25 protein-coding genes are annotated in these 24,332 nt (G+C 64.4%); 11 read left to right on the plus strand and 14 right to left on the minus strand.

Features of this window, described 5'->3' with window-relative positions; translation table 11 throughout:
• Window positions 1–50: 50 nt before the first annotated feature.
• The 12 genes from HBF24_RS15895 to HBF24_RS15950 form a co-directional block, all read right to left on the minus strand.
• Window positions 51–1,226: an ABC transporter permease gene (locus HBF24_RS15895; protein ID WP_167175165.1), complete on the minus strand. Its 1,176-nt coding sequence runs from the start codon at window positions 1,224–1,226 to the stop codon at window positions 51–53.
• The gene (locus HBF24_RS15900; RefSeq protein WP_167175168.1) at window positions 1,223–1,957 is read right to left on the minus strand and encodes an ATP-binding cassette domain-containing protein; all 735 of its coding nucleotides are present in this window, start codon (window positions 1,955–1,957) and stop codon (window positions 1,223–1,225) included. Before HBF24_RS15900 ends, HBF24_RS15895 begins: the two co-directional genes overlap by 4 nt.
• The gene (locus HBF24_RS15905) at window positions 1,954–3,525 is read right to left on the minus strand and encodes an alpha/beta fold hydrolase (RefSeq protein ID WP_167175171.1); all 1,572 of its coding nucleotides are present in this window, start codon (window positions 3,523–3,525) and stop codon (window positions 1,954–1,956) included. The genes HBF24_RS15900 and HBF24_RS15905 overlap by 4 nt, the downstream gene beginning before the upstream one ends.
• Window positions 3,522–3,725: a helix-turn-helix transcriptional regulator gene (locus HBF24_RS15910; RefSeq protein ID WP_206064390.1), complete on the minus strand. Its 204-nt coding sequence runs from the start codon at window positions 3,723–3,725 to the stop codon at window positions 3,522–3,524. Before HBF24_RS15910 ends, HBF24_RS15905 begins: the two co-directional genes overlap by 4 nt.
• The gene (locus HBF24_RS15915; protein WP_167175177.1) at window positions 3,722–4,198 is read right to left on the minus strand and encodes a hypothetical protein; all 477 of its coding nucleotides are present in this window, start codon (window positions 4,196–4,198) and stop codon (window positions 3,722–3,724) included. The genes HBF24_RS15910 and HBF24_RS15915 overlap by 4 nt, the downstream gene beginning before the upstream one ends.
• Window positions 4,195–4,797: a hypothetical protein gene (locus HBF24_RS15920; protein WP_167175179.1), complete on the minus strand. Its 603-nt coding sequence runs from the start codon at window positions 4,795–4,797 to the stop codon at window positions 4,195–4,197. Before HBF24_RS15920 ends, HBF24_RS15915 begins: the two co-directional genes overlap by 4 nt.
• A gap of 261 nt (window positions 4,798–5,058) precedes the next feature.
• A complete protein-coding gene (locus HBF24_RS15925; RefSeq protein WP_167175183.1) occupies window positions 5,059–6,069 on the minus strand; it encodes a dipeptide ABC transporter ATP-binding protein in 1,011 nt (336 codons plus the stop codon).
• Window positions 6,066–7,055, minus strand: coding sequence for an ABC transporter ATP-binding protein (locus tag HBF24_RS15930; RefSeq protein WP_167175186.1), 990 nt, complete (start codon window positions 7,053–7,055; stop codon window positions 6,066–6,068). The genes HBF24_RS15925 and HBF24_RS15930 overlap by 4 nt, the downstream gene beginning before the upstream one ends.
• A 1-nt stretch (window position 7,056) precedes the next feature.
• Entirely contained in the window at window positions 7,057–8,004 is a 948-nt protein-coding gene (locus HBF24_RS15935) for an ABC transporter permease subunit (RefSeq protein WP_167175188.1), read from the minus strand.
• Window positions 8,001–8,924 (minus strand): oligopeptide ABC transporter permease OppB, encoded by a 924-nt coding sequence (oppB, locus tag HBF24_RS15940; protein ID WP_167175191.1) that lies wholly within the window; start codon window positions 8,922–8,924, stop codon window positions 8,001–8,003. Before oppB ends, HBF24_RS15935 begins: the two co-directional genes overlap by 4 nt.
• The gene (locus HBF24_RS15945) at window positions 8,921–10,588 is read right to left on the minus strand and encodes a peptide ABC transporter substrate-binding protein (protein ID WP_167175194.1); all 1,668 of its coding nucleotides are present in this window, start codon (window positions 10,586–10,588) and stop codon (window positions 8,921–8,923) included. The genes oppB and HBF24_RS15945 overlap by 4 nt, the downstream gene beginning before the upstream one ends.
• A 179-nt stretch (window positions 10,589–10,767) precedes the next feature.
• Window positions 10,768–11,148 carry a hypothetical protein gene (locus tag HBF24_RS15950; RefSeq protein WP_167175197.1) on the minus strand — a complete coding sequence of 127 codons (381 nt, stop codon included), beginning with the start codon at window positions 11,146–11,148 and terminating at the stop codon, window positions 10,768–10,770.
• 134 nt (window positions 11,149–11,282) lie between these two features.
• On the opposite strand from HBF24_RS15950, the gene HBF24_RS15955 reads away from it, so the two are divergent.
• Complete coding sequence (locus tag HBF24_RS15955) at window positions 11,283–12,659, plus strand: PLP-dependent aminotransferase family protein (protein WP_167175200.1); 1,377 nt, start codon at window positions 11,283–11,285, stop codon at window positions 12,657–12,659.
• Between the two features lie 134 nt (window positions 12,660–12,793).
• Window positions 12,794–13,300, plus strand: coding sequence for a DUF1993 domain-containing protein (locus HBF24_RS15960; RefSeq protein ID WP_167175203.1), 507 nt, complete (start codon window positions 12,794–12,796; stop codon window positions 13,298–13,300).
• Between the two features lie 23 nt (window positions 13,301–13,323).
• Here HBF24_RS15960 and HBF24_RS15965 read toward each other — a convergent pair whose 3' ends face one another.
• Window positions 13,324–14,022: an SDR family oxidoreductase gene (locus HBF24_RS15965; protein ID WP_167175207.1), complete on the minus strand. Its 699-nt coding sequence runs from the start codon at window positions 14,020–14,022 to the stop codon at window positions 13,324–13,326.
• Window positions 14,023–14,169: 147 nt separating this feature from the next.
• Between HBF24_RS15965 and HBF24_RS15970 the strand changes: the two genes are divergently transcribed.
• Entirely contained in the window at window positions 14,170–14,868 is a 699-nt protein-coding gene (locus tag HBF24_RS15970) for a DsbA family oxidoreductase (RefSeq protein WP_167175210.1), read from the plus strand.
• Between the two features lie 4 nt (window positions 14,869–14,872).
• On the opposite strand, the gene HBF24_RS15975 is transcribed toward HBF24_RS15970, so the two are convergent.
• On the minus strand, window positions 14,873–17,797 hold the full coding sequence (locus HBF24_RS15975; protein ID WP_167175213.1) for an EAL domain-containing protein: 2,925 nt from the start codon (window positions 17,795–17,797) through the stop codon (window positions 14,873–14,875).
• 312 nt (window positions 17,798–18,109) lie between these two features.
• On the opposite strand from HBF24_RS15975, the gene HBF24_RS15980 reads away from it, so the two are divergent.
• From HBF24_RS15980 to HBF24_RS16015, 8 genes are all read left to right on the plus strand, one after another.
• Window positions 18,110–18,994, plus strand: a complete 885-nt coding sequence (locus HBF24_RS15980) for a DUF3014 domain-containing protein (protein WP_343162783.1) — start codon at window positions 18,110–18,112, stop codon at window positions 18,992–18,994.
• 86 nt (window positions 18,995–19,080) lie between these two features.
• Entirely contained in the window at window positions 19,081–21,177 is a 2,097-nt protein-coding gene (gene dinG, locus HBF24_RS15985; RefSeq protein ID WP_167175219.1) for an ATP-dependent DNA helicase DinG, read from the plus strand.
• 80 nt (window positions 21,178–21,257) lie between these two features.
• A complete protein-coding gene (locus HBF24_RS15990; RefSeq protein WP_167175222.1) occupies window positions 21,258–21,461 on the plus strand; it encodes a hypothetical protein in 204 nt (67 codons plus the stop codon).
• A 53-nt stretch (window positions 21,462–21,514) separates the two neighbouring features.
• Window positions 21,515–22,093: an NnrU family protein gene (locus tag HBF24_RS15995; RefSeq protein ID WP_167175225.1), complete on the plus strand. Its 579-nt coding sequence runs from the start codon at window positions 21,515–21,517 to the stop codon at window positions 22,091–22,093.
• A gap of 89 nt (window positions 22,094–22,182) precedes the next feature.
• Window positions 22,183–22,605: an Sbal_3080 family lipoprotein gene (locus HBF24_RS16000; protein ID WP_167175229.1), complete on the plus strand. Its 423-nt coding sequence runs from the start codon at window positions 22,183–22,185 to the stop codon at window positions 22,603–22,605.
• A 5-nt stretch (window positions 22,606–22,610) separates the two neighbouring features.
• Window positions 22,611–23,225: a hypothetical protein gene (locus HBF24_RS16005; protein WP_167175232.1), complete on the plus strand. Its 615-nt coding sequence runs from the start codon at window positions 22,611–22,613 to the stop codon at window positions 23,223–23,225.
• Between the two features lie 36 nt (window positions 23,226–23,261).
• Entirely contained in the window at window positions 23,262–23,654 is a 393-nt protein-coding gene (locus tag HBF24_RS16010; RefSeq protein ID WP_167175235.1) for a GFA family protein, read from the plus strand.
• An 82-nt stretch (window positions 23,655–23,736) separates the two neighbouring features.
• Window positions 23,737–24,324 (plus strand): NnrU family protein, encoded by a 588-nt coding sequence (locus HBF24_RS16015; RefSeq protein WP_167175238.1) that lies wholly within the window; start codon window positions 23,737–23,739, stop codon window positions 24,322–24,324.
• The last annotated feature ends 8 nt before the right edge of the window (window positions 24,325–24,332 follow it).

Consider the following 24,332-nt stretch of genomic DNA (forward strand, 5'->3'; position numbering starts at 1 on the left):
GGACATCACTGCCCCGCGCCTGAGTTCAACACATCGATTGATCAGAGCACTCAGCCTGAAATGGCCAACCTTTCAGAGCGATAGACCTGGGCGGTGATCAGGCCGACCAGGAAGGCGGCAACAATGCCGGTGACCAGCGTCAGACCGATCTGCTGCATGCTGACGCTGCCTCCGCGAAGCAACGCGGTGATACCCATTTGCTGGCCCAGCAGGGGCACCGCGTACATCCAATCCTGCGCGCGTACCGGAATCACCGAGAGAATCACCGAAGGCAACGCCGGGATCAGCATCAGGATGGAAAGATACGTCTGCGCCTCGCGATAGCTCTTGGCGAATGCCGCCACCAGGGTTTGCAGCACCGACAGCAGCATCACCAGCGGCAGCATCAGCACCAACACGTCGATGGCGAACATCGGCCCCATCGCCAGCGACATGCCCAGTTTCTCGGTGGGCACGAAATTGGCGGCCAGGGCAAAGGCGATGATCGACAGCAGCAGGCTGGTCATGGAGAAACCGCAAATGGCCATCAGCTTGCCCAGCAGTACACGCCAGCGCGCCACGGGATTGACGAACAACGGCTCCAGCGATTGCCGCTCGCGCTCACCGGCAGTCAGATCGATAGCCAGATACATGCCACCCATGAACACGGTGAGCACGAAGAAGTACGGCATGATCGAGAACATCATCCCGGCACGCGATTGCGGCGTGGACTGGTCACGCTTGTCGACCACCAGCGGCATGGACACGGCAGGCGACAGACCACGCGACAGCACGCGCAGTGCCCCCTGCTGACGGGCGTAGCCCTTTAGCATGCCCTCCAGCCTATTGACGGAACTGCTGGCATCACGCTGCGAGGAGTCGTAGATCAGCTCCACCTGTGCGATTTCACCCTTTTCCCAGGCTTTCGGGTAGCTCTTGGGAATTTTCAGCACCACGTCGGCGCGCTGGTCGGTGACCGCGGCAATGGGGTCGGCCACCGGTGGCAGCGGGTCCAGGCCCCGGGCCTTCAGCGCATCGATGAGGTTGGGTGCCAGGCTGGCACCGACCACCGGCACGGACAGCGGCTTGTCGGCCTTGTCCAGCTCGCGGTTGATCATGATGTTCATCAGCAGCACGAAGAAGATCGGCGCCATCAAGGGGCCGGTAATCAACGCATTGATGACGGTGCGCCGATCGCGCAGGTTTTCCTTCACTTCCTTCAGGAAGACGGTGAGTACGGCTTTCATGCGGCAAGACCCTCCTCGCTGCCGATGATCTTGACGAAGGCATCCTCGAGGTTGGCTTCGCCGGTCTGTTCGCGCAGGGCATCGGGGCTTTCGGCGGCGACCACGCGGCCGTGGGCGATGACCACGATGCGGTCACACAGCGCCGCCACCTCCTGCATGATGTGGCTGGAGAACAGCACGCAGCGGCCTTCGTCGCGCAACTTGAGCATGAAGCGGCGCATGGCGCGGGTGGCCATCACGTCCAGGCCGTTGGTGGGTTCATCCAGGATCACGTTGCGCGGGTCGTGGATCAGCGCGCGGGCGATGGCCGTTTTCACGCGCTGGCCCTGCGAGAAGCCCTCGGTGCGCCGGTCGGCGATGTCCTGCATCTCCAGGCCCTCGATCAGCGCTTCACGGCGTTCGCGGATCAGTGCCTCGTCCATGCCGTGCAGGCGCGCGAAATAGTTGATGTTCTCGCGTGCCGTCAGGCGCTTGTAAAGCCCGCGCGCATCGGGCAGAACACCCAGCTGGCGGCGTACGGCGACCGGGTCGACGGCGGCGTCGATGCCGTCGACCATGACCTGGCCGGCATCGGGTTTCATCAGCGTGTAGAGCATGCGTAGGCTGGTGGTCTTGCCGGCGCCATTGGGGCCGAGCAGGCCGGTGATCTGACCGTCGGCGGCGTGGAAGCTGACGCCATCGACGGCTTTGACCTCGCCGAAGGCCTTGTGCAGGTCCTTTACCTCGATCATGGCGTGGCTCCATTGAAGTTGATGAAGGCCGGCGGCGCGGCCATGCGATCCAGGCAGCTGGCATCGAGCTTTTTCGGATCGAGCTTGTCGATGAAGGTTTTCACCAGCTCCGGCGTGCAGCCACGGGCGATGACGTTGTGGCCCTGGCCGTTCAGCACCAGGCTACGCGCATCGGAAAGGTGCGAGGCCACTTCCTTGGCGTAACGTGGCGGCGTGACCGGATCGCGCTCGCCCGACAGCAGCAGGGTGGGAATGGCACCGGTGAGCGGCTGATGGAAATCGGCCGGCATGGCGCCATGCGGCCACACCGAACATTCGGCCTTGATGATGTTGATCAGCGTATTGCCAAGCAGCGTGTCGGCATCCTGCGGACGCGGCTTGAGCTGGTCGGCGTCCTCGGCGCAGACCACACTCATCTGCATGCCGTTGTTCATGGAGGCATCCAGATCACCGGTGATCAGCTTGGCCTGACCCAGCAGCGGGCCGACGTCGCCGTGCGCGGCCTCGTCGATGGAAAGCGGCAGCAACGCAGCCGTTTCCGGTGTGTAGGCGAACAGGCGCACCACCGTGGCCAGCGTGTCGCCATCGAGCTTGGTGGTGGTGCTGTGATAGGTGGACGGATCGCGATAGGTCACTTCGTGCGGATTGGCACGCAGCGCATCACGCAACTGGTAAAGCGTCTGGTACGGGTTGCCAAAGCGCTTCTTGCAGGCCGGCGTGGCGGTGCAGGCATCGAAGTCCTTCTTCAGCGCATCGTCCAGATTGCGGGCAAAGTCCTCGCCCAGGATCAGGCGATTGGGCACCACGCCGTCCAGCACGATGGCGCGCACGCCATCCGGATGGCGCATGGCGTATTGCTGGGCCATGCGTGTGCCGTAGGAGACGCCCACCAGATCAAACCGGGGCGAACCCAGCGCCTGGCGTACCGCCTCCAGATCGGCCACCGCATCGGTGGTGGTGTAAAAGCGCGGATCGGCCTTGGATTTGAGCGCATCGCGGCAGGCAGCGACCTGCGCCTTCAGTTTGTCGATGTCGGCGGTCGGCACGTTCTTGACGGTGCCGGTGTCCTTGGCCGACTTCGGGCAGGTCAGCGGGTTGGAGCCGCCGGTGCCGCGCTGGTCCAGCAACAAGATGTTGTGATGCTTGAGCAAGGGCTCCATGGCCGGCTTCACACCGATGTAGCTCTCGGTGGCGGCCTGGCCGGGGCCACCGGCCAGCATCACCACCATGTCGGCATCGGGCGCGTCCGAGCGCACCACCGCCAGACGCAACTTGATGTGGCGGCCATTCGGTGTGGTGCGATCTTCGGGTACCTCGAAGTCATCGCACCAGGCGGCCGTGCTCTGCCCGGAATCGGGCGTGCCCAGATCACAGGCGGTCAGCGTGAGCTTGCCCAGTTTCCAAGTGCGCGGCGGGACCGGCTTCACCGGCTTGGCATCGGCCACGGTGGGTGGAGACGACGATTTGGGTGACGGCTGGCGATGGGCCTTGTAGTGGTTGATGGCGACATAGACGGCCACGGCCACCAGCACCACCACGATACGGATGGTCAGCTTGGTGCGTTTCACGTTTGAGACTCCCCCGGAATGAAAATCGACTCGATGGTGCAGCCGAACACGGCTGCGATCTTGAAGGCCAACGGCAGGCTGGGATCGTACTTGCCTGTTTCGATGGCGTTGACGGTTTGCCGCGATACATCCAGCAGCTCGGCCAGATGCGCCTGCGACCACCCCTGCTGGCCGCGCATGTCACGCATGTGGTTGTTCATCGATAGCTATAACGAAGAAAGCGGCGGGTGCCGACGTACACGGCAAGGAAAATCAGCCACGTCACCGCCGGTTGCAGCTGCACGGTCAGGCCGACGGCGTGCCAGCAAAGCAATGTGAGCAGGCCCGCGGCGACCACCACGAAAGTGACCGCCATAGACAGCAGCTCAATGCGCTGCTGCAGCTCATCGGCACGCATCACCTGGCGCAGATGCTCGGTGCCCAGCATCAACCCCATCGGCATCAACGCCGCGCCCAATACCCAGCGCAGCGGCGTGTTCAGCCAGGTTGCCGGCGCCAGCCAGCCAACGCACAGCACCATCATGATGCCGACCGCCCAGAACTTGCCACGGCTCCCATGGCGGAGCGCCTGATCCAGGCGGCGGTCATCCGGATGCACATCCAAGCCCAGTCGCCAGGCCGTCAGCCACTGGCGCAACTCCTGGCGCAGGGAACGCTGTGTCGGTGCACTCACAGGTCGCCCTCAGCGTGGCGGCGCGCGCGACGCAGTACCAACGCGTGGAAGGCGGCGCCCAGCAACATGGTGCCGCCCATGCCCAGCAAAAGTCCCAGGATGTAATCGCTGGTGTGTCCCCAGGCCAATGCTGCCGTGATCAAAAGCACCGCGCCAATGCCGACCAGGACCCATGGCTTGCGCGCACATTGCTCGCTTTCATCGACCATGCCAAAGCCGGCCAACTTCCATTGCCGGGTAAAACCGTAACTGGCCGCCAGCGCCGGAAATACCCACAGCAATACGTCGCCGGAGAGGTGAATGACACCGGCCGCATCAAGAAACCCGCCCAGCAGCGAGAGCATGCCCACGACCACCACGGCCACGGCCAGCCCGACCAGATGCTGGCGCTGTTCCAGCTCGTCACTGCCCAGCACCAGACGCACCATGGCGCGCACGGCAAAGCCGATTGGCACCATCGGCAGCAGCGCCAGCATCCACTTCAAGGTGGGCGAGGTCACCTCGCGGGTCAGTGGAAACGCCAGCAGCATCACCGCCACGTACGCCGCCATCGACCAGCCAAATTCACGGCGATACCGCCGATAGACCGCACGAGCCATTGCCTTTCCCCCTCCCCCAAGCGTGCCGCCCGTTCGGGCGAAATCACATGTAAAGCTCACTTGACATAAAGGCTAGACCTGCCTCAGTAGCGTGTCAAGCACACTTTACATACGCAACCCATCCGTGACGCCGACGCACAGCAAACGCACCCACATCAATGGTGCGCCGGTGGCGTGGGCGCTCGTTTGGGCAGGCACTGCCTGTGCGACACCACGCCCGGCGCAGCGGGAGAACGCGGTGAGGCTTGCCCTACGAACGGCTCAGGCGCTGGCGCGTTCGGCGCGACCTTCGGCGATGGCCTCGGCGTGGTGACAAGCGACCTGCCCGGCACCAACGTCGCGCAAGGCCGGACGCTGCTCGGCACAGCGACGCGTGGCAAACGGGCAGCGCGTGCGGAAAGCGCAGCCGGATGGCGGGTCCAGCGGCGACGGAAGCTCGCCGCGTACCACACTCATGCGCCGCTGACGCGCCACACGCGGATCGGGAATCGGCACCGCGGCCAGCAGCATCTGCGTGTACGGATGCAGCGGCGCGGCGTAGAGCGCATCGCGATCGGCAATCTCCATCACCCGGCCCAGGTACAGCACCACCACGCGATCTGCGATGTGACGCACGCTGGCCAGATCATGCGCGATGAACACGTAGGTCAGGCCGCGCTCGGTACGCAGATCCATCAACAGGTTGATCACCTGCGACTTGATCGACACGTCCAGCGCCGACACCGGCTCATCACACACCAGCAGTCGCGGCTCGACGATCAACGCGCGGGCAATACCAATGCGCTGCGCCTGGCCGCCGGAGAATTCGTGTGCGTAACGGTTGACCTGCTCGGGCAGCAAGCCGACGCGGCGCATCAGCTCGAGCACGCGCTCACGGCGGCTGGCCGCATCCAGCGTCGGCTCCAGCGCGCGCAACGGCTCACCGATGATCTGCCCGACCGTCATGCGCGGGTCCAACGAGGCCAGCGGATCCTGGAAAATCATCTGCAGATCGCGGCGCAGTGGCTGCATGGCCTTGTCGTCAAGGTCGGTCAGTTCGCGGCCTTCAAACTGCAGCGAACCGGCCGTCGCCGGGCCCAGGCGCATCAGCGCGCGCAATAACGTCGACTTGCCACATCCGGATTCGCCGACCACGCCCAGGGTTTCCCCGCGATGCACCTGAAAGCTGACATCATCGATGGCACGCAGCAGGCGTGTCTTGCCAAAAAGCCCTTTGTCGCGCATCGGAAAATGGACGTCCAGATGGCTGACGCTGTAAAGCAATTCGCTCATGTCACGCCCTCCTGCTTGCCCAGTGGACCGTCGTAATAACAGGCGCGCAGATGCGCACCACCGTCCACGGCTTCAAGCGGCGGCATGGCCTGACGACAACGCGCCATCACGTAGCCGCAGCGCGGCGCAAAAGGACAACCGGCGGGCATGCTGGCCAGGTTAGGCGGATGGCCGGGAATGGTCGGCAAGCGCTCGGTGCGCGGCGCATCCAGACGCGGCACCGAGCCCAGCAAGCCTTCGGTATAAGGGTGGCGATAGGCATCAAACAAAGTGTGCACCTCGGCCTGCTCGATCTGCCGGCCGCCGTACATCACCGTGACGCGATCGGCGATCTGCGCGACCACGCCAAGATCGTGCGTGATCAGCACAATGGCGGTGCCAAAGCGCTGGCGCAGCTCATCCAGCAGCGCCAGGATCTGCATCTGCACAGTGACATCCAGCGCCGTGGTCGGCTCATCGCAAATCAGCAGTTGCGGATCGGTCAGCAGCGCCATGGCAATCATCACGCGCTGGCGCATGCCGCCGGAAAACTCGTGCGGATACATCGAAAGCCGCCGTTCGGCGCCGGTGATATGCACCGCTTCCAGCGCCTCGATGGCCCGCTTGGCCGCCGCGCGCCGCGACATGCCCGCGTGCCATTGCAGTACCTCGCTCATCTGCCGGCCAACGGTAAGAAACGGGTTGAGCGCAGTCATCGGATCCTGAAAGATCATGCCCATGCGCGCACCGCGAAGCCGGCTGAGCTGTCGGTTGGAGAGATTGAGAATCTCCTCACCATCCAGCTTCACGCTGCCACTGGCCTGACCATTGCGCGCCAGCAGGCCCATCACCGAGAGCCAGGTCTGGCTCTTGCCGGAGCCGGACTCGCCGACCACGCCGAGCACCTGGCCGCGATCGACCGACACATTCACATGATTGACGGCGTGGACATCACCATCGTCGGTGGCAAAACGCACGCACAGGTCGTTGACGTCGAGCAGGGCCATGTCAGCGATCCTTCGGGTCCAGCGCATCGCGCAGCCCGTCTCCGATGAAGTTGAAGCAATACACGATCACGGCCAGGAAAATGGCCGGGATCACCAGCATGTACGGATACGACTCAAGCACCGCGCTGCCATCGCTGACCAACCCGCCCAGCGAGGTGAGCGGCGCCTGTACGCCCAGGCCCAGGAAGCTCAGGAAAGCCTCGAACAGGATCACCGTGGGGATGGTCAGCGTCACATAGACCACGACGATGCCGATCAAATTGGGCACGATGTGCCGGCCGATGATGGCGCCATCGCGCACGCCGCTGGCACGCGCCGCCTCGACAAATTCCTTCTTGCGCAGGCTCAGAGTCTGGCCGCGCACGATGCGCGCGATATCCAGCCACGACACCGCGCCAATGGCGGCAAAGACCAGAAACAGATCGCGCCCGAACAGCACCATCAGGATGATCACGAAGGGGATGAACGGGATCGAATACAAGATGTCGACAAAGCGCATCATCAGCCCGTCGACACGGCCACCAACGAAGCCGGCCACCGCGCCCCAGGTAACACCGATCAACAGCGTGACGACGGTCGCCACCAGACCCACCATCAGCGAGATGCGACAACCCCACATCACACGCACGAACAGATCGCGCCCCAGCGCGTCGGTGCCAAACAGATGCGCGCCGGCGAAGGTGGGCGCGTGGTACATCAGATTCCAGTCCGGCTCGGCATAGCCGTACGGCCACACCCACGGAATGACTACGCAACCCAGGCAAATCAGGCCCAGAAACCACAGACTGGCGATGGCCGCGCGGTTACGCTTCAGGCGCCGCCAGGCGTCCTCCCACAGCGAGCGGCCGACACCGGCTTCGGCCAGCGCCTCGGCCTTGGCAGCGGCGCCTCGGCCGGGCACCCAATTCAACACCGACCGCAAGGCGGTTTGTTTACGGGCATGGCTCATGACAGGCGCACCCTCGGATCGAGCACGCCATACAACACGTCGGCGAGCAGGTTGAAGGCGATGATCAGCATGCCGTAGAGAATGGTCACCCCCATGACCAGCGTGTAGTCGCGGTTGAGTGCGCCGTTGACGAAGAAGCGGCCAATACCCGGCAAGCCGAAAATCTGCTCGATGACGATCGAACCGGTCAGCGTGGTGACGGCGGCCGGCCCCAGGAACGAGATCAGCGGCATCAGCGCCGGCCGCAGCGCATGGCGCATGATCACGGTGCGCTCGGGCAGGCCCTTGGCGCGCGCGGTGCGGATAAACGGGCTGTTGAGCACCTCGACCATCGAGCCACGCATCAGCCGCGCCATGTAGGCAATCAGCGGCAGGCCCAGCGACACCACCGGCAAGATCAGATACCACGGATGCCCGTCGCCCCAACCGCCGGCCGGCAACCAGTGCAGCTTCACCGCCAGGATCAGGATCAGCAGTGGCGCGACCACGAAATTGGGAATGGAGATGCCGACCATGGCGCCGGCCATCGGCGCGTAATCCCAGGCTGTGTTCTGCCGGAGCGCGGCGACAATCCCCAACGGCACCCCGATCAGCAGCGCCATCAACAGCGCCAGGCCGCCGATGGTGGCATCCACCGGCAGGCCCTGCTTGATCAGGTCATTCACGCTGGTGCCGCGATACACGAACGACGGCCCGAAATCGCCGCTGGCGATGTCGCCCAGATACCGCCCGTACTGCTCCCACAACGGCTCATCCAGGTGATACATGTGCTCCAGGTTGGCCTTCACCTGCGGCGGCAGCGCGCGCTGGGTGGTGAACGGCCCGCCCGGCGCGGCACGCAGCATGAAAAAGCTCAGCGTGATGATGATCAGCAGGGTGGGAATGGCGCCCAGCACCCGGCGCAGGATGAAACGCATCATGAGCCTTGCACCGAATGCTTGCGGATCCAGATGTAGCGCGCCAGGTGCAGCGCCACCACGTTCGGCTGTACGCCGGCCACGTACGGTTTGACCAGCTCGGCGGCCTTGTAGTGGTACAGCGGAATGAACGGCACGTCGTGGTTGAGCACATCCTCGCCGCGCCCATAGGCGGCATAGCGCGAGGCCTTGTCCGGCGCAGCAATGGCCGCGGCCACCGCCGTCTGGTAGGACGGTTTGTCGTAGCTGCCATAGTTCATGGCAAAGCCCTTCACGAACTGCTGGGCGAAGGTATACGGCGCCGGGTAATCACCCACCCACGAACTCCAGTAGAGATCGGCGTTGTGGTACTGGATGTCCTGCAGCATCACCTTCCATTGCTCATTGCGCAGGGTGATGTCGCTGCCCAGCGCCTGGTTCCACATGGTCACCACCGCTTCCATGTAGTTGCGCGTCTGCACGCCCTCGGTCATGTAAAGCAGCTCCACCTTGAGCGGATGCGCCTTGGAGTAGCCCGCCTGGTGGTACAGACGACGCGCCGTCGCCAGGCGCTTTTGCATCGACCAGTGCGCCCACGCGGGCAGATGCTGGGTGTAGCCGGGCAACGGCGGAAACAGCGAATACGCCGGCAGGCTCAAACCGCCCATCAACTGGTTCGACAACACCTTGCGGTTGAGCACCATGGTCAGTGCCAGGCGCAGATCACGACTGTCGAAAGGCTTCTTGTGCACCAGCATGCCCAGGAACGCGGTGGCGTAATACGGCGACACCTGCACCTGCTTGCCGAGCATTTTTTCCAGCCACTTCACATCGCTGGCGGGAAAGGCCGGCTCATCGACAAAGTCCAGATCATCGGCCAGATAGCGTGACAGCGCCGAGGAGCGCTCGGAGATCGGATAGTCGATCTCTCTCTGCAGGCGCACGTGGCTGGCATCCCAGTAATACGGGTTCTTGCTCAGGGTCAGGTGGCCGTTGATCACCCACTGGGTAAGCTTGAACGGCCCGTTGCTGACCATGTGCTGCGGCCGCGTCCAGGCATCGCCCCACTTCTGCACCGCCGGCTTGTACAGCGGCATGCAGTAATCGTTGTAGAGCATGACCAGGAAATACGGCGTGCGCTCGGTCAACTGCACTTTCAGCGTATGCGGATCGATCGCGCTGACACCCAACGTGTCGGGCGGCTTTTTGCCATCGATGATGGCGTTGGCATTGACCACCGGCGAGAACGACTGCGCGTACTCGGCGCCGGTCTTGGGATCGACCTCACGGCGCCAAGCGTAGACGAAATCACCCGCCGTGACCGGCTGGCCATTGGACCAGCGCGCGCCGGCACGCAAATGGAAGGTGTAGGTGGTGCCGTCGGCACTGATGTCCCAGGAGCTGGCCACGCCTGGACGGATTTTTCCATCCGGCCCCAGTGTCACCAGCCCTTCGAACAGATCCTGCACCACGTTGTAGGCAGGAATGCCGGTGGCCAGCGTCGGATCGATGGTACGTGGCGACATCGCCAGGCGGCGCCGGAAAATCTGCTGCGCGGGTGGCGCCGGCTGATCGGAAACGTTGTAGCCATGCACCTTGCTGGCCAGCTTGTCATGACCGCCGCCACCGCAGGCGGTCAGTACCAGCGTGGCCAGCAACGGCACGCTGAAACGAGCGACGCCCCGCATGCTGCTGCGCCTCACCGTGTGCCCCCGCTCACGCAGCGTGGACCACATCGGCAACAGCAGGACAGGAACGGCATGGGCAATCGATCACGGGACATCGGAAAGTACTCAGACAGAGTACATAACGATTCAGTTCCCGGTCACGTCCCGATGGGCCTGCCTGTCACACCCCGCGCACCACCTTACTGGCCCGGCGGCGCGACCATGCCACCGTGCTCGCGGTGATAGGCGTGGCTGACCGCCAGCAAGTCGCGCCGGCGCAAAAAGACACCCTCTTCGCGCCACTGACGCACCGCCTGCGGCACCGGGCCCGGCACCATGGCCACTGCCAGGCGCTCGATCTCGCGCAGGTCCCGCGCCTGCAAGGGGCGCAGGCTGACACGCAGATTCCAGCCGGCCTGTGCGCTCAGGCCGGACACGGCCGCCAGCAGCATGGAGCCGAGCACCTGCGCCATGCCGACATCGCCGCTCTGATAGATCGCCACCATCAGCCCCCGCGCCACCGGCAACATCACCACGAAGGCGATCAATCCCAGCGCCATCAGCGCCCAGGCGCGACGCATACGTGAGCGCGCCTGCGCCGCGCTCAGCGGTCGATGGGAAAACGCCACCGGCGAGGCGGCGGATGCTTTGTATGGATCTGGGCTAACCATGGCTCCATACTAAAAACCAACAAGGTCCATACATTTGCGGCAAAGTGACACAGCCCGACTCCAACGGCGTACCCCGCACCGACTGGCTGGCCAAGCGCACGCTTCAGCGCGGACCGCGCTACACGCAGATTCTGGGCTTTCTGGAAACGGCCATCGTCGATGGCCTGCTGCAGCCGGGCGAGCGGCTGCCGGCGCAGCGCGAGGTGGCGCGGCGCCTGGGCGTGGACCTGACCACGGTCACGCGCGCCTTTACCGAGGCGCGCCAGCGCGGCCTGATCCGCACGCGCGGAGCTCGGGGCAGCTTCGTGGCCGCCAGCCGGGCTGACCTGGCGCCGATGGTCGACCTGGGCATGAACATTCCGCCGCCACCACTTGGCCACGACCTGGGCGCCATGCTGCGTGAGGGCTTGCATCAGGTACTGGTGCGTCATGATGCCAGCGTGCTGATGACCTACCAGCACGGCGGCGGCGGCACCGCGGCACGCGCCGCCGGTGCGCGCTGGCTTGAGCCACTGCTGGGCCGCACCGATGCGGCCTTGACCGTGCTCGCCCCCGGCGCGCAGGCGGCACTGGCCGCGGCCATACTCAGCGCCAGCGCCAACGGCGATAGCGTGCTGGTCGAGCCATGGGTGTATCCCGGCCTGCCCGCCGCCGCCCGCATGTTGGGCCGCGTCGTTCGCGCGGTGGCCACCGACGCCGAAGGCATGCGTCCGGATGCGCTGGAGCAGGCGCTGCGTGCCGGTGCGCGGCTGCTGTATCTCAATCCCACACTTCAAAATCCCACCACGCACACCATGCCGGCCATGCGCCGCGCCGCCATCGCCGCACTGCTGGAGCGTTACGACGCCCGTCTGATCGAGGATGATCCGTACGCGCGCCTGGCCAGTCACGCCCCGGCACCCATCGCCAGGCTGGCTCCTCGACACACGTTTTACGTCTCGACCCTGGCCAAGTGCCTGACGCCCGGCCTGCGCCTGGCCTTCGTGCGCCTGCCGGGTGCCACGGCGAGCGACCCCTTTCTGGCTGCTTTGCACGCGCTCAGCGTGATGCCCTCGCCGCTGCATGGCGCGCTGCTCACGCAGTGGATTGGCAGCGGTCTGGCCGAACAGCTGGCCAGCGCGGTGCGTGAGGAGGCCCGTCAGCGCCAGCGCATCGCCCGCCTGTGCCTGTCCGGCGCCACCAGCACCGACCAGGGCATTCATCTGTGGCACGCGCTGCCTGCGCCCTGGACCGCACCGGCGCTGATGGCCAGGGCGCGCGGCGAAGGGCTTGCCTTGATGCCCTCGCAGGCCTTTCAGGCAACCCTAGACACCGATGACACCCCGGCCGCCTTGCGCCTTTCACTGGGCGCGGCCGCCGATCGGCACCAGCTCAAGACCGCCCTGGAACGCCTGCGCGAGTTGATGACGCACGCGCCTTGACGGGATGGGCTCATGCGCCGCCTGGCCTCGCGACCGGGCTTAAGTCGCGCTTGGCGAAGGCGTGGGTGACTCGTATGCTCGCCGGGCGTCTTTCGGCTGCTGTCAGCCACCTTTCCCCCTCGCAAGGACCCACCATGTCGCTTTCCATGCACCAGATGTTCGTTCCCGTGACCACGCGCGCGCTCAGCAATCTTGCCGCCGTGCTGAAGAAAGGCCAGGCCTGGGCCGCCGACCAGCAAGTCGACGACGCCGTGATGCTGGGCACGCGACTGATACCCAACATGCTGCCTCTGTCCAAGCAGGTGCAGATCGCCACCGACATGGCCAAGAACGGCGCCGCGCGCCTGGCCGGCGTGGAACCGATCCCGTTCGAGGACAACGAGACCGACTTCGGCCAGCTGCTGGCCCGTCTGGAGCGCGCCATCGAAATCCTGACCGCTTTCACGCCCGAGCAGCTGGAAGGCTCCGAAACGCGCAGCGTGGTGTTGAAGCTGCGCAGCGGTGAGCTGAACTTCCAGGGTCTGGACTACGTGCAGAACTTCGTGCTGCCCAACGTGTTCTTCCACTGCACCACCGCCTACAACATCCTGCGCCAGGCCGGCGTGCCACTGGGCAAGATGGACTTCCTCGGCGGCGTGTGACGCGCACACCTTGCCAATGGCGCTCAGGGCACGATGTCACTGCCCTGCTGCGCCATCGGCAGCACCACCAGCTCGTGCACCTCCATGTGCGAGGGCTGATCGAGCGCGTACATCACCGCGCGCGCCACATCCTCGCTTTTCAGCATGTCCGGCTTGGGCTCGTCGAAGAAGGCGGTATCGACCATGCCCGGCTCGATCAGTGTCACGCGCACGCCATGCTTGCCCACTTCCTTGCGAAATCCGTGTCCAATGCCGGTCACGGCCCACTTGCTGGCGCTGTACATGGAACCGGGCAGCGAGCGGCGCCCGGCAATCGAACCGGTGATGACCACGTGCCCGCGCGATTCGCGAATGGCCTCGGAGGTGACCTGAAGTGTCAGCGCCAGACCATACACATTGGTCATCAGCATGGACTTCCATCCATCCGGATCGGCGCCACTGAAACCACCGGGCGAACCACCGGTACCGGCATTGGCAAAGACCACGTCAAGACGGCCCCATTTTTCCTTCACCGCTGCCAGCGCGGACTTCAGATCGTCCTCGCTGCTGACATCGGCCGACAGCCCCAGGACCTGCGCGCCCAGCTCCTTTTCCAGGGCTTCCAGCTTCTTGGCGCTGCGTGCCAGCATGGCCACCTTCCAGCCCCGCGCCACGGCCTGGCGCGCCACCGCCTCGCCAATGCCCGAGGAGGCGCCGGTAATAAGCATCACGGTATCGCTCATCGCATCTCTCCACTTCGCGTGAAAGCCACCAAGCCTAAGCACCCAAGCTGGAATCTGCGCCGAACGCACCGATGCGCTTTAGGTTGTGGCCAGCATGCGCGCGCCATAATCGGCCATCTGTGAGACGGCGATGGACACGGAGCAGCCATGAGCGACACCCCCACCCCCATGAAGATCGACTTCGTTTCCGATGTGGTATGCCCCTGGTGCGCGATTGGACTGAAGTCGCTGGAGCGGGCTATTGAGCGCCTGGAAGGTGAGATCGAGGCGCACATCCACGTGCAACCATTCGAACTGCATCCGGACCTGGGCGCCGAGGGTGACAACGCCACCGAGCACCTGATGGCCAAATACGGCATCGACCGCGCCACCGTAGAGCGCAACCGGGAGGCGATCCGACAGCGCGGCCAGGATGTCGGTTTCGACTTTGCCACCTCGCACGAATCGCGTGTGTACAACACCTTCGATGCGCACCGTCTGCTGCACTGGGCCGGCGAGCATAGTGAACGTGACCAGCTGGCGTTAAAGCATGCGCTGCTGCGCGCCTATTTCACGCTGGGCCTGGACGTCAGCGACCACGAAGTGCTGCAGCGCTTGGCCAGTGAGGTCGGCCTGGACGGCGTGGAGGCAATGGAGGTGTTGCGCGAAGGCCGCTATGCCGACAGCGTACGCGAACGCGAACACTTCTACGCCAATGAGAACGTGCGTTCGGTGCCATCGGTGATCATCAACGACGTGCACCTGATCCAGGGCGGCCAACCGCCGGAAGTATTCGAGCGGGCGCTTCGTGAACTGGCCCGGCGTGAGCGCACCGGTGACACGACGCGCTCGGCCACAGGTAACTAGTCAGTCAGTCGGGCAGCGCTTCCAGCGGCGCCGGGCGCCCCAGCAGGAAGCCCTGTGCCAGCTCGCAGCCCATGGCCTTGAGCGCTTCGCACTGCGCGGACGTTTCGATGCCCTCGGCGATCACGCGGATATCCAGCGCCTGTGACAGCGCCAGGATCGCCTCGACCACGGTGGAACTGCTGGAGCCAGAGCGGTCCAGCGCATGCACGAAGGTGCGATCGATCTTCAGCATGCGAAGCGGCAATGAATGCAGATAGCTCAGTGATGAGTAACCGGTGCCGAAATCGTCCAGCGCTGCACCCACGCCTGCCACACGCAAGCGCTCCAGGATGGCGTGGACATGCTCGGGATCGTCCATCAACGAGCCTTCGGTGACTTCGATGATCAGTCGCTCCGGAGCCAGGTCCGCCCGCTCGATCATCTCGATCAGGCGCGTGTCGAAATTGCTGTGGCGCAAATGCTGGGTGGATACGTTGAGAGTGAGAAAGGCATCGGCCGGACCCGAACGCACCATGCAGCGGCAGCTGATCTCGAACATGCGCCAGTCGATGGCATCGATGCTGCCCGAGTCCTCGGCCACCTGCAAAAACGCGTCCGGTGACAACAACCCGCGACGCGGATGCTGCCAGCGCAACAACGCCTCGTAGCCGACGATCTGGCCATCATCCAGGCGGCATATGGGCTGGAAGTGGGGCACGAACTGGTCGCGGACCAGCGCCTGACGCAACTCGCCCTCCAACGTCAGCACGTCGACCATGTCACGGGCCAGCGCCTCGTCGAACATCTCAAAGCGCTTGCGGCCGTGTTGCTTGGCCCGATAAAGCGCGATATCGGCGTCGCGCACCAGTGCGTTGGGGTCTTGGTAACGCTCATCGCCGATCGCGATGCCGACGCTGGTGGAAGGTTCTATTTCACGCCCTTCAATGTGCAGCGGCTGACTGACGGCCGCCAGGATGCGTCGGGCCACGTTGATGGCATCCTGAGGCGACTGGATCTCCTCCAACAACACGGCAAATTCATCGCCGGACACGCGCGCCACCATATCCGGCTGTCGCATACAGCTGGCCATGCGTTCACCCAGCGCACGCAGCAGGTTGTCGCCTGCCAGGTGTCCCAGGCTGTCGTTGACGATCTTGAAGCGGTCCACGTCCATGTACAGCAAGGCGCAACGACGCTCGGGCTCACGTCGGATGCGCCCGAGCACGCGTTGCAGGCGATCACGCAGATAAGCACGATTGGGCAGGCCGGTGAGCGGATCGTGCATGACCTGGTGACGCAGCTGCTCCTGCGCGCGCTCGCGCTCGGAAATCTCCTTTCGCAGCGCCTGGGTGCGCTCGGCCACGCGCTGCTCCAACTCGGTATTGGCGCGCTGCAGCGAGTCGGCGTCGCGGCGCCGCTGCAGGCTGTTGGCCACCTGCGAGGCGACGAACGCCAGCAGTTCCTGCTCCGGCTCGCCGTAGGGCACGCTCTCGGTGTAGCTCTGTACCGCGATCAGGCCCAACGTACGATCGCCGACGATAAGCGGCACACCCAACCAGAAGATCGCCGGCGTACCCAGTGCCATGGGCCCGATCAGACCTTCGGCGATCATCGACTCGGCGCGTTCGGCAGAGACCACCTGCGCGCCGTGATTGATGACGTACTCGCTGAGGCCATTGGCCAGCGGACGCGGATGGTACGGCTCACCGGTCACGTCAACGGCATAGGGAAAGAACAGCAGCGTGGCGGCATCATCGAGCAGCCCGATGAAGAAATTGTCGGCATTGATCAGCTCCCCGACCACGGTATGCACCTGCCGGTAGAATTCGTGCTGGTCGATGTCGGCCGTGGCCAGCTGGGCAATGTGGAACAGCGCTGCCTGCAAGCGTTCGGCACGCTGGCGCTCGAGCACCTCGGCCTTCAACTCGCCGATGGCATCGGCCAGCTCCTTGGTGCGCTGACGCACCCGCAGGGCCAGCTCCTGCGAGCTGCGCTTGCGCTCCAACGCAGTCAGGATATGGCTGCCGACAAATTCCAGCAGCGCCCGGTCATCGGCCGTGTAACCGATGCCCTGACGGTAACTTTGCACCACCACCACGCCATCAATGCGGCCATCGCGCAGCATCGGCACGCCCAGCCAATCATGACTTTCCGGGCCGATGGATGCCAGCGGGCTGTTGACCTGGCGGTTGAGCTCATCAGTGCTGCCCATCAAGGCCTTGCCGCGCGTGATCACGTTCCAGGTCAGCGTGTCACGTAGTGCATCCAGCGGCACCTCGCCATCGCCAAAAGGCCGCACCGGGTCCTCGACATCGACGTAGTAGAGGAAACGCACCGTGGCCTGCGCGTTGTCGCACAGCACGATGAAAAAATTCTCGGCGTAGGTCAGCTGGCTGACGATACCGTGGATGCCACGCAGCATGCTGTCCATATCGCGGTCGGAGCCGGCCAGATCGGCAATGGCGAACAACGCGCGCTGCAGTGCCTCGGAACGCTCCAGCTGCTCATGCGAGCGGGTCAGCCGTGCCAATTCCAGTACACGCCGCATCTGGCTTCCGCCCACCTGCAAGGCTTCTCCCAGGCGCTCCAGCAGACGCCGCGCACCGGCCGGCTCGGTCACCTGCACCAGCAGCACCGCCGGCTCCGGGTACCACAGGCGCACTGCCATTTGACAGCCGTCGGCGGCGAACCGCGGTGACATTGACACTGTCGCCGAATGCGCCAGCTCCAGCGCCTGCGGCGTGACACGCTGCGCTGGAGAGCACTGATAGTGCCCGCCCTCCAGTGCCCACAGCAGGCAGGCGTGACGACAATCGGGATCGCTATGAACAAGGTCCACGAGTACGGCCGCCACCTCGGCGGCGGTAACGGCCACCACCAGACGTGACAACCAGTGCGCCTGCAGTACCCCGCTGTCGGCGGCCGGTGGGCCGGCCTGCACTTCGCTCATGGCTTTGAGGTTCTTGTCCAACGCATTCAAATCGATTTGCACTGGCGGCCGCTGCCGAGCCAGCTACTCCCCCGTACCACTTGCCGGCGCCCCTGATTCGAGCGCCGCCATCTGCACTGGCCGAATCCATGGCAGACTACCACCGCTTGCTATCGAGCCGAAGCGGACCCAGCTTCAATGGATGGGTGTCGATATACGCCACGTCCCCTCAGCGCGCGTATGATCGACAATCTAAGGCCGTATTCCGGAACATTCTCCCATGCGGCCAGTCCCACTATCAGGCTTATCGGCAGGATTCGCACGGGAATTAACGTGAGCAAGGTAAAAGGCAACAAAAGCGCAGTCTGGATCGTGGTGGCCATCGTCCTTGTGGTGGCTGTGATCGCCGCGGTGCTTTACCTGCGAAACCGCACCCCGCAAGCGACGCCGACACCGGCGTCCGCCAGCAGTTCGGCGCCTGCCCAGGCGGCCAGCAGCGCGCAAGGGGAGCATTACCCGATCTCGGCCGCCTCCACCGGCCCAGCGTCCGCTTCGTCCACACCGCTTCCAGCTCTGCACGCCAGCGACTCGGACGTGGTTCAGGCCTTCAGCGCCATGTCCGGCGGCGATGCCAAGGCCCTGCTCAAAAACAGCGACCTGATCCAGCGCGCGGTGGCGACCATCGATGCCCTGCCGGGCAAAAAGCTCAACGACAACATCCTGCCGGTGCACAGCCCCAAGGGCAGCTTCGTTGTCACCGACAGCAATGGCCAGACGGTGATGGATGCGCGCAACTTCGACCGCTACAGCGCCTACATGCAGGTACTGGAATCGGTCGATACCCAGGCGCTGGTCAACTGGTATGTGGCCCATTACCCGCTGTTCCAGCAGGCTTACCGTGAGCAGGGTTATCCCAAGGGCTACTTCAACGACCGCCTGATCCAGGTCATCGACATGCTGCTGGCCACACCCAACGCCGATGGCCCGGTGGTGCTGGATCGACCCAACGTGTTCTACACCTATGCCCAGCCGTCGCTGGAATCGCTCAGCGCCGGGCAGAAACTGCTGCTGCGCATGGGCCCGGAGAACGAGGCCAAGATCAAGGCCAAGTTGCGCGCCATCCGCACCGCGCTGACCGCGCACCCGCCGCAGGCACCGGCCACCACCAGCACGGCGCCGACGCCGGCCGGCGCCGCCTCGACCCTGCCCGCACACTGACGCGCCCTCCCGCCGGAGCGGCCCGACACGTACAATGGTATGTCCGCGCGCTGACGCGGACCTCCCTTTGCTGCCTGTCCGCCCCGATGCTCGACGATGCCACCAAGGACGCCATCCGCGCGGCCTACGCCAAACTCAAAGACGGCCTGCCGGGCTTCAAGGCGCGAGCCTCGCAGGGCAAGATGATTGCCGAAGTGGCCAAATCACTGGCCGAAGCCGGCGGCGCGGCGGTGATCGAGGCCCCCACCGGCACCGGCAAATCCATGGCCTATCTGATTGCTGGCGCCGCCGTAGCCCGCGCGCAGAAGAAAAAACTGCTGATCGCCACCGCTACCGTGGCGCTGCAGGAGCAGCTGATCGACCGAGATATTCCGCAGTATTTAAAGCTGTGCGGTGTCGAGGCCAAGGCCGCCCTGGCCAAGGGCCGCCAGCGCTATCTGTGTCCGCGCAACCTGGCCATGGCCGGGGCCGGGGCCGACGGCCCCAGCCAGGAAGGCTTTGCCTTCGATACCGATCTGGCGCTGTGGCAGCGTCCGCCCAAGGACGAGGAAACCCGCGCCCTGAAGCGCCTGGGCGAGGCCTTCAACAACGGCGAATGGAATGGCGATATCGATGCGCCACCGGTACCCGTGCCAGATATGGTGCGCGGCATGGTCACCACCAGCGCCGGCGGCTGCACCGGCCGCCGCTGTGGCTATTTCGCCAAGTGCCCGTTCTTCATCGCCCGTCGCGCCATTGGCGAGGCCGATATCGTGGTGGCCAACCAGGACTTGGTGCTGGCCGACCTGACCATGCCGCGCGAGGACGATGCCTGGGGCGGCGTGATCCTGCCCAAACCCGAGGACACCGTCTATCTGTTCGACGAGGCGCATCATGTGCCCGCCAAGGCCATCGAGCGCGGCGCCTCGGACGTGCATCTGGCCTCGACCATGCGCAGGCTGACGCGGCTGGACAAGCAGATTCACGCCGCCTACTCGCATACTGACAAGGAAACCATCGCCAATATCAGCCTGGAAGAAGGCAGCGAGAAGCTGGCCGAACTGGGCGACATGCTCGAGGCGCTGGAGCGCGAAATCCGCGTCAGCTGGATGCCTTCGCCGGATGAGCGCGAGCCGATGTTCCGGGCCTCGCTGGGCCAGCTGCCGGCCGCCTGGGTCGAGCATGCCCAGGGCCTGCGCGATGCCACCATGGAGATCCAGCGCTGGATGCGCGCGGTACGCCGTGCCGTGCTGGACATGGAAGGCGGCGGCCCGACCCAGGATGCGCTGGCCCGCGAACTGGGCATGGCGATGGAGCGCGTCGATCGCCAGGTGCGCACCTGGACCGCCTGGACCCGGCCCGACCCGGAAGGCCGCGCGCCGCTGGCGCGCTGGGTCACGCTGACCCAGGAACAGCAGGTGGTGTGCCATGCCTCGGCTGTGTCGGCTGGCGGCCTGCTGCACAACGTGCTGTGGGACAATGCGCATGCAGCAGTGATGACCTCGGCGACGCTCTCGGCCGGCGGCAGTTTCCGCGGCTTTGCCGATGCCGTGGGCCTGCCCAATGACGCGCTGACCCTGAGCCTGCCCTCGCCGTTCGACCTGACCCGCCAGGCGCGGCTGGAAGTGCCGCGCATCGAATCGCTGCCCGACAACCGCGAAGGCCACGCGCGGGACGTCGCCGACTGGCTGGATGCCAACCTTGACTGGGACGCCGGCAACCTGGTGCTGTTCACCTCGCGCGCCAAACTCGACCGCGTGCTGCAATTGCTGCCCATCGACAAGGTGCGCCAGGTCCGCGCGCAAGGCTCGCTACCCAAGTCGCAGCTGGTGGCCGAGCACCGCGAGGATATCGAAGCCGGCCGTGGCAGCACGCTGTTCGGCCTGGCCTCATTCGGCGAAGGCCTGGATTTGCCCGGCAAGCTGTGTGAAACCGTGGTGGTGACCCAGCTGCCGTTCGCCGTGCCCACCGACCCGGTGGGCGCCACCTATGCCGAGTGGCTGGAGTCGCAGGGCCGCAATCCGTTCATCGAAGTCAGCGTGCCCGACGCCATCCGCATTCTCACCCAGTATTGCGGCCGCCTGATCCGCACCGAGGCCGACACCGGTCGCATTGTGCTGCTGGACCGACGCGTGGTCACCAAGCGCTACGGCGAGCGCATGCTGCGCGCGCTGCCGCCGTTCGAGCGCCGCGTCGAGCGCTGAACATCCCGCGCCTTTAAACCCGGCGCACGGCGGCGGCATCCAAACTTGCACCTGTCTTCAACGCGCGCGATATTCACATCATGCTCACCTTTCTCGTTTGGCTTGTGGTTCTGGTCTGGTGCTGGCCCATCGCCCTGCTGGCCTTGGTGCTGTACCCGGTGGTGTGGCTGCTGTTGCTGCCGTTTCGCCTGATCGGACTGACCTTCGACGCCCTGTTCGCTGGACTGGCGGCGATGCTGATGCTGCCGGCGCGACTGCTCGGCTGGCGACGACAACCGGGCTGAAGCACCGCTTCAGACAACGGATAAGGATTTCCGCCACCCATGGAACACGCCGCATGACCTACCTGCTGCTTGGCCTGGCCCTGTTCCTGGGAACCCACAGCATTGCCATCGCCGCGCCACGCGGGCGCGAGCGGGCCATCGCCAGACTTGGCGCCCGGCCCTGGAAAGGGCTTTACAGCGTGCTTTCGCTGGCCGGGCTGGTACTCATCTGCTGGGGCTTTCATCTGGCCCGCCAGCAACCGGTGTTGCTGTATCTGCCGCCGCTGTGGCTGCGTCACATCAATGCGCTGTTCACGCTGATCGGCTTTGTGCTGATCGCCGCCGCCTATGTGCCGCGCAACCACCTCAAGGCGCGCCTTGGACACCCCATGGTCGCCGGCGCGAAGGTATGGGCCTTTGGCCACCTGCTGGCCATCGGCTTTCTGCGCGACACGGTGCTGTTCGGCGCGTTCCTGATCTGGGCCATCGTCGCCTTCGCCGTATATCGCCGCCGCGATCGCAAGGCAGGACGGATCTACCCCGCCGGGCATCTGCGCGGCGACCTGATCACACTGGTGATCGGCATCGCCGCCTGGGCCCTGTTCGCCTTCTGGCTGCATGGACCGCTGATTGGTGTGCGGCCATTTGGCTGAGGGTTGCCACCATCCGTATTTAAAGCGGATTAGGATGCTAGCCCCGCAGCCCCCCCCTAACGTTGAGCAAAAATATCAAGGATGAAAAAATGAAGAAGCATCTTGCCCTGCTATCGCTTATGGCGCTTGCTGGATGTACGAGCGTAAACGTTCGACCCGTACCTGCAAGCGAGCACATAGCGAACGTCTGCATCATTGATAACCCAAAAGTTATCGTCTCTGATTTCGTGCCGGTGTTGCGCGACGGATTCAATCGCCACAACATTGCTACATCAGTGGTGGATCAACAACGTTCAGCCAGTTGCAACGTCACTCTGACCTATACCGCCTTGAGATCGTGGGACTTTTCGCCGTATCTCTCACATGCAGAACTACGTCTTTGGCGAGATGGAAGGCAGATCGGCTATGCCGAGTATCACCTCAACGGCAAAGGTGGGCTTGATCTGGGAAAATGGAAAAGTACAAGGTCCAAGATGGGTCCGGTGATTGACAAATTGCTTGCGGACCAATGAAAGGCATGACATTTCATCTGATTCGTTACGGCTTAGTCATTACCGGCGCTTGCGTACTAACAAACTACACCTCGGTTACATACGCTGCGCACCTGCATGACAACGCCGCGCTGGCGCGCCTGGAAGCCCTGGATCAAACCGATCGCACGCCAAGCTCGGGAGCTATCCACTGGAACCAGGTGAAGCGGCGCGATGCGGCCCGGTTGGCGAAAGTCTCGCGCATGCTGGCCAAGGGCCAGGTGCGCACCGGTGATGACTACTTCAACGCGGCGGTGATCTTTCAGCACGGCCCCAGCGTTGCCGATACCCGAACCGCATTCGCGCTGGCCAGTCTTGCCGCCCGTCTTGAGCCCGGCAATCACCAGGCCAGCACGCTGATGGCCGATGCCTGGGATCGCCTGCTGATGCGCCAGGGTCAACCGCAGTGGTACGGCACGCAGGTGGTGAAATCAAAAAAGGATGGCCACTGGCATCTCTACCCGATCGCCCCGCACGCGGTGAGCAACGCCCAGCGCAAGTCATTGGGCCTGCCAACACCGGCGCAGATGCGCGCGCACATCGCAAAGATGAACGCGTCGCTGGATCAAGCCGCCAAGCCGCCGACGGCACCGCATGGATAATGGCCGGCGATAATTCACGCAGAGCCATCGCCAGGAATGATTGAAGGCCAATGCCATTGCGGCGCCGTGCACTGGCGCTTTGACACACCACTGGAAGCCGCGACGCTGTGCAACTGCACCCTGTGCCGGCGCTATGCGGTGTTGTGGGCCTACGGTCACGAGGGCGAGGGTGTGACCATCAACGGCCCCACCAACAGCTATCGTCATGGCGCTGGCGAGCTCGCGTTCCACTTTTGCGAACAATGCGGCTGCGTCACGCACTGGCGAGCGATGTCCACCGATGAGCAGGGGCGCCGCCGCATGGCGGTGAATCTGCGTCTGGCGGACCCGAAGACCATCGCCACATTGCCGTTGAACCGCTTTGATGGACTGGATACCTTCAAGGCGCTGTCCGACGATGGACGCCGCGTGGGCGATATCCTTTTCTGAGCCACGCGCGACTTCTTCACGTCATCACCGGTGCCCGACTGATTACACTGGACGCTCTCTTTGCTCGGAGCGCTGTTGTCCCATGCCGGTTCTGGTGCTTGGCCTGATCATTCTGCTCGGCTCGCATTCGCTGCATCTTTTCGCACCGGCATGGCGCGAACGGCAAATCCGTCGTATGGGCAAGGGGCGCTGGTACGCGATCAGTGTGATGTTGGCGTTGATCGGTTTTTTGGTGATGGCGTTCGGCTTTCACCTGGCGGCGATGCACAGCACACCACTGTATGCGCCGCCGGCCTCGCTGCGTCCGATCAATGCGGTGCTGACGCTGATCGCCTTCGTGCTGGCAGCATCGGCCTTCGTGCCACACAACCGCTTTCGCGCCGGCCTGCGCCACCCATTGCTGATCGGCATCTGCTGCTGGGCATTTGGCCACCTGCTGGTGAACGGCAACGCGCACGACCTGGTGCTGTTTGGCGCCTTCTTTGCCTGGGGTTTCGCCAATTACGCGGTGCTGAGCATTCGCACCGACGGGCAGGAAAAAGCGCCGCTGCCGGTGACCTGGCGCGGCGACGTGTTGAGTGTGCTCGCAGGCGTGGCCGGCTGGGCATTGTTCGCGTTCTGGCTACACGCACTTTTGATTGGCGTGCAGCCCATGAGCTGGCCGGGATAGCGAATGAG

This window comes from Oleiagrimonas sp. C23AA (assembly GCF_011759385.1).
GTDB lineage: Bacteria > Pseudomonadota > Gammaproteobacteria > Xanthomonadales > Rhodanobacteraceae > Oleiagrimonas.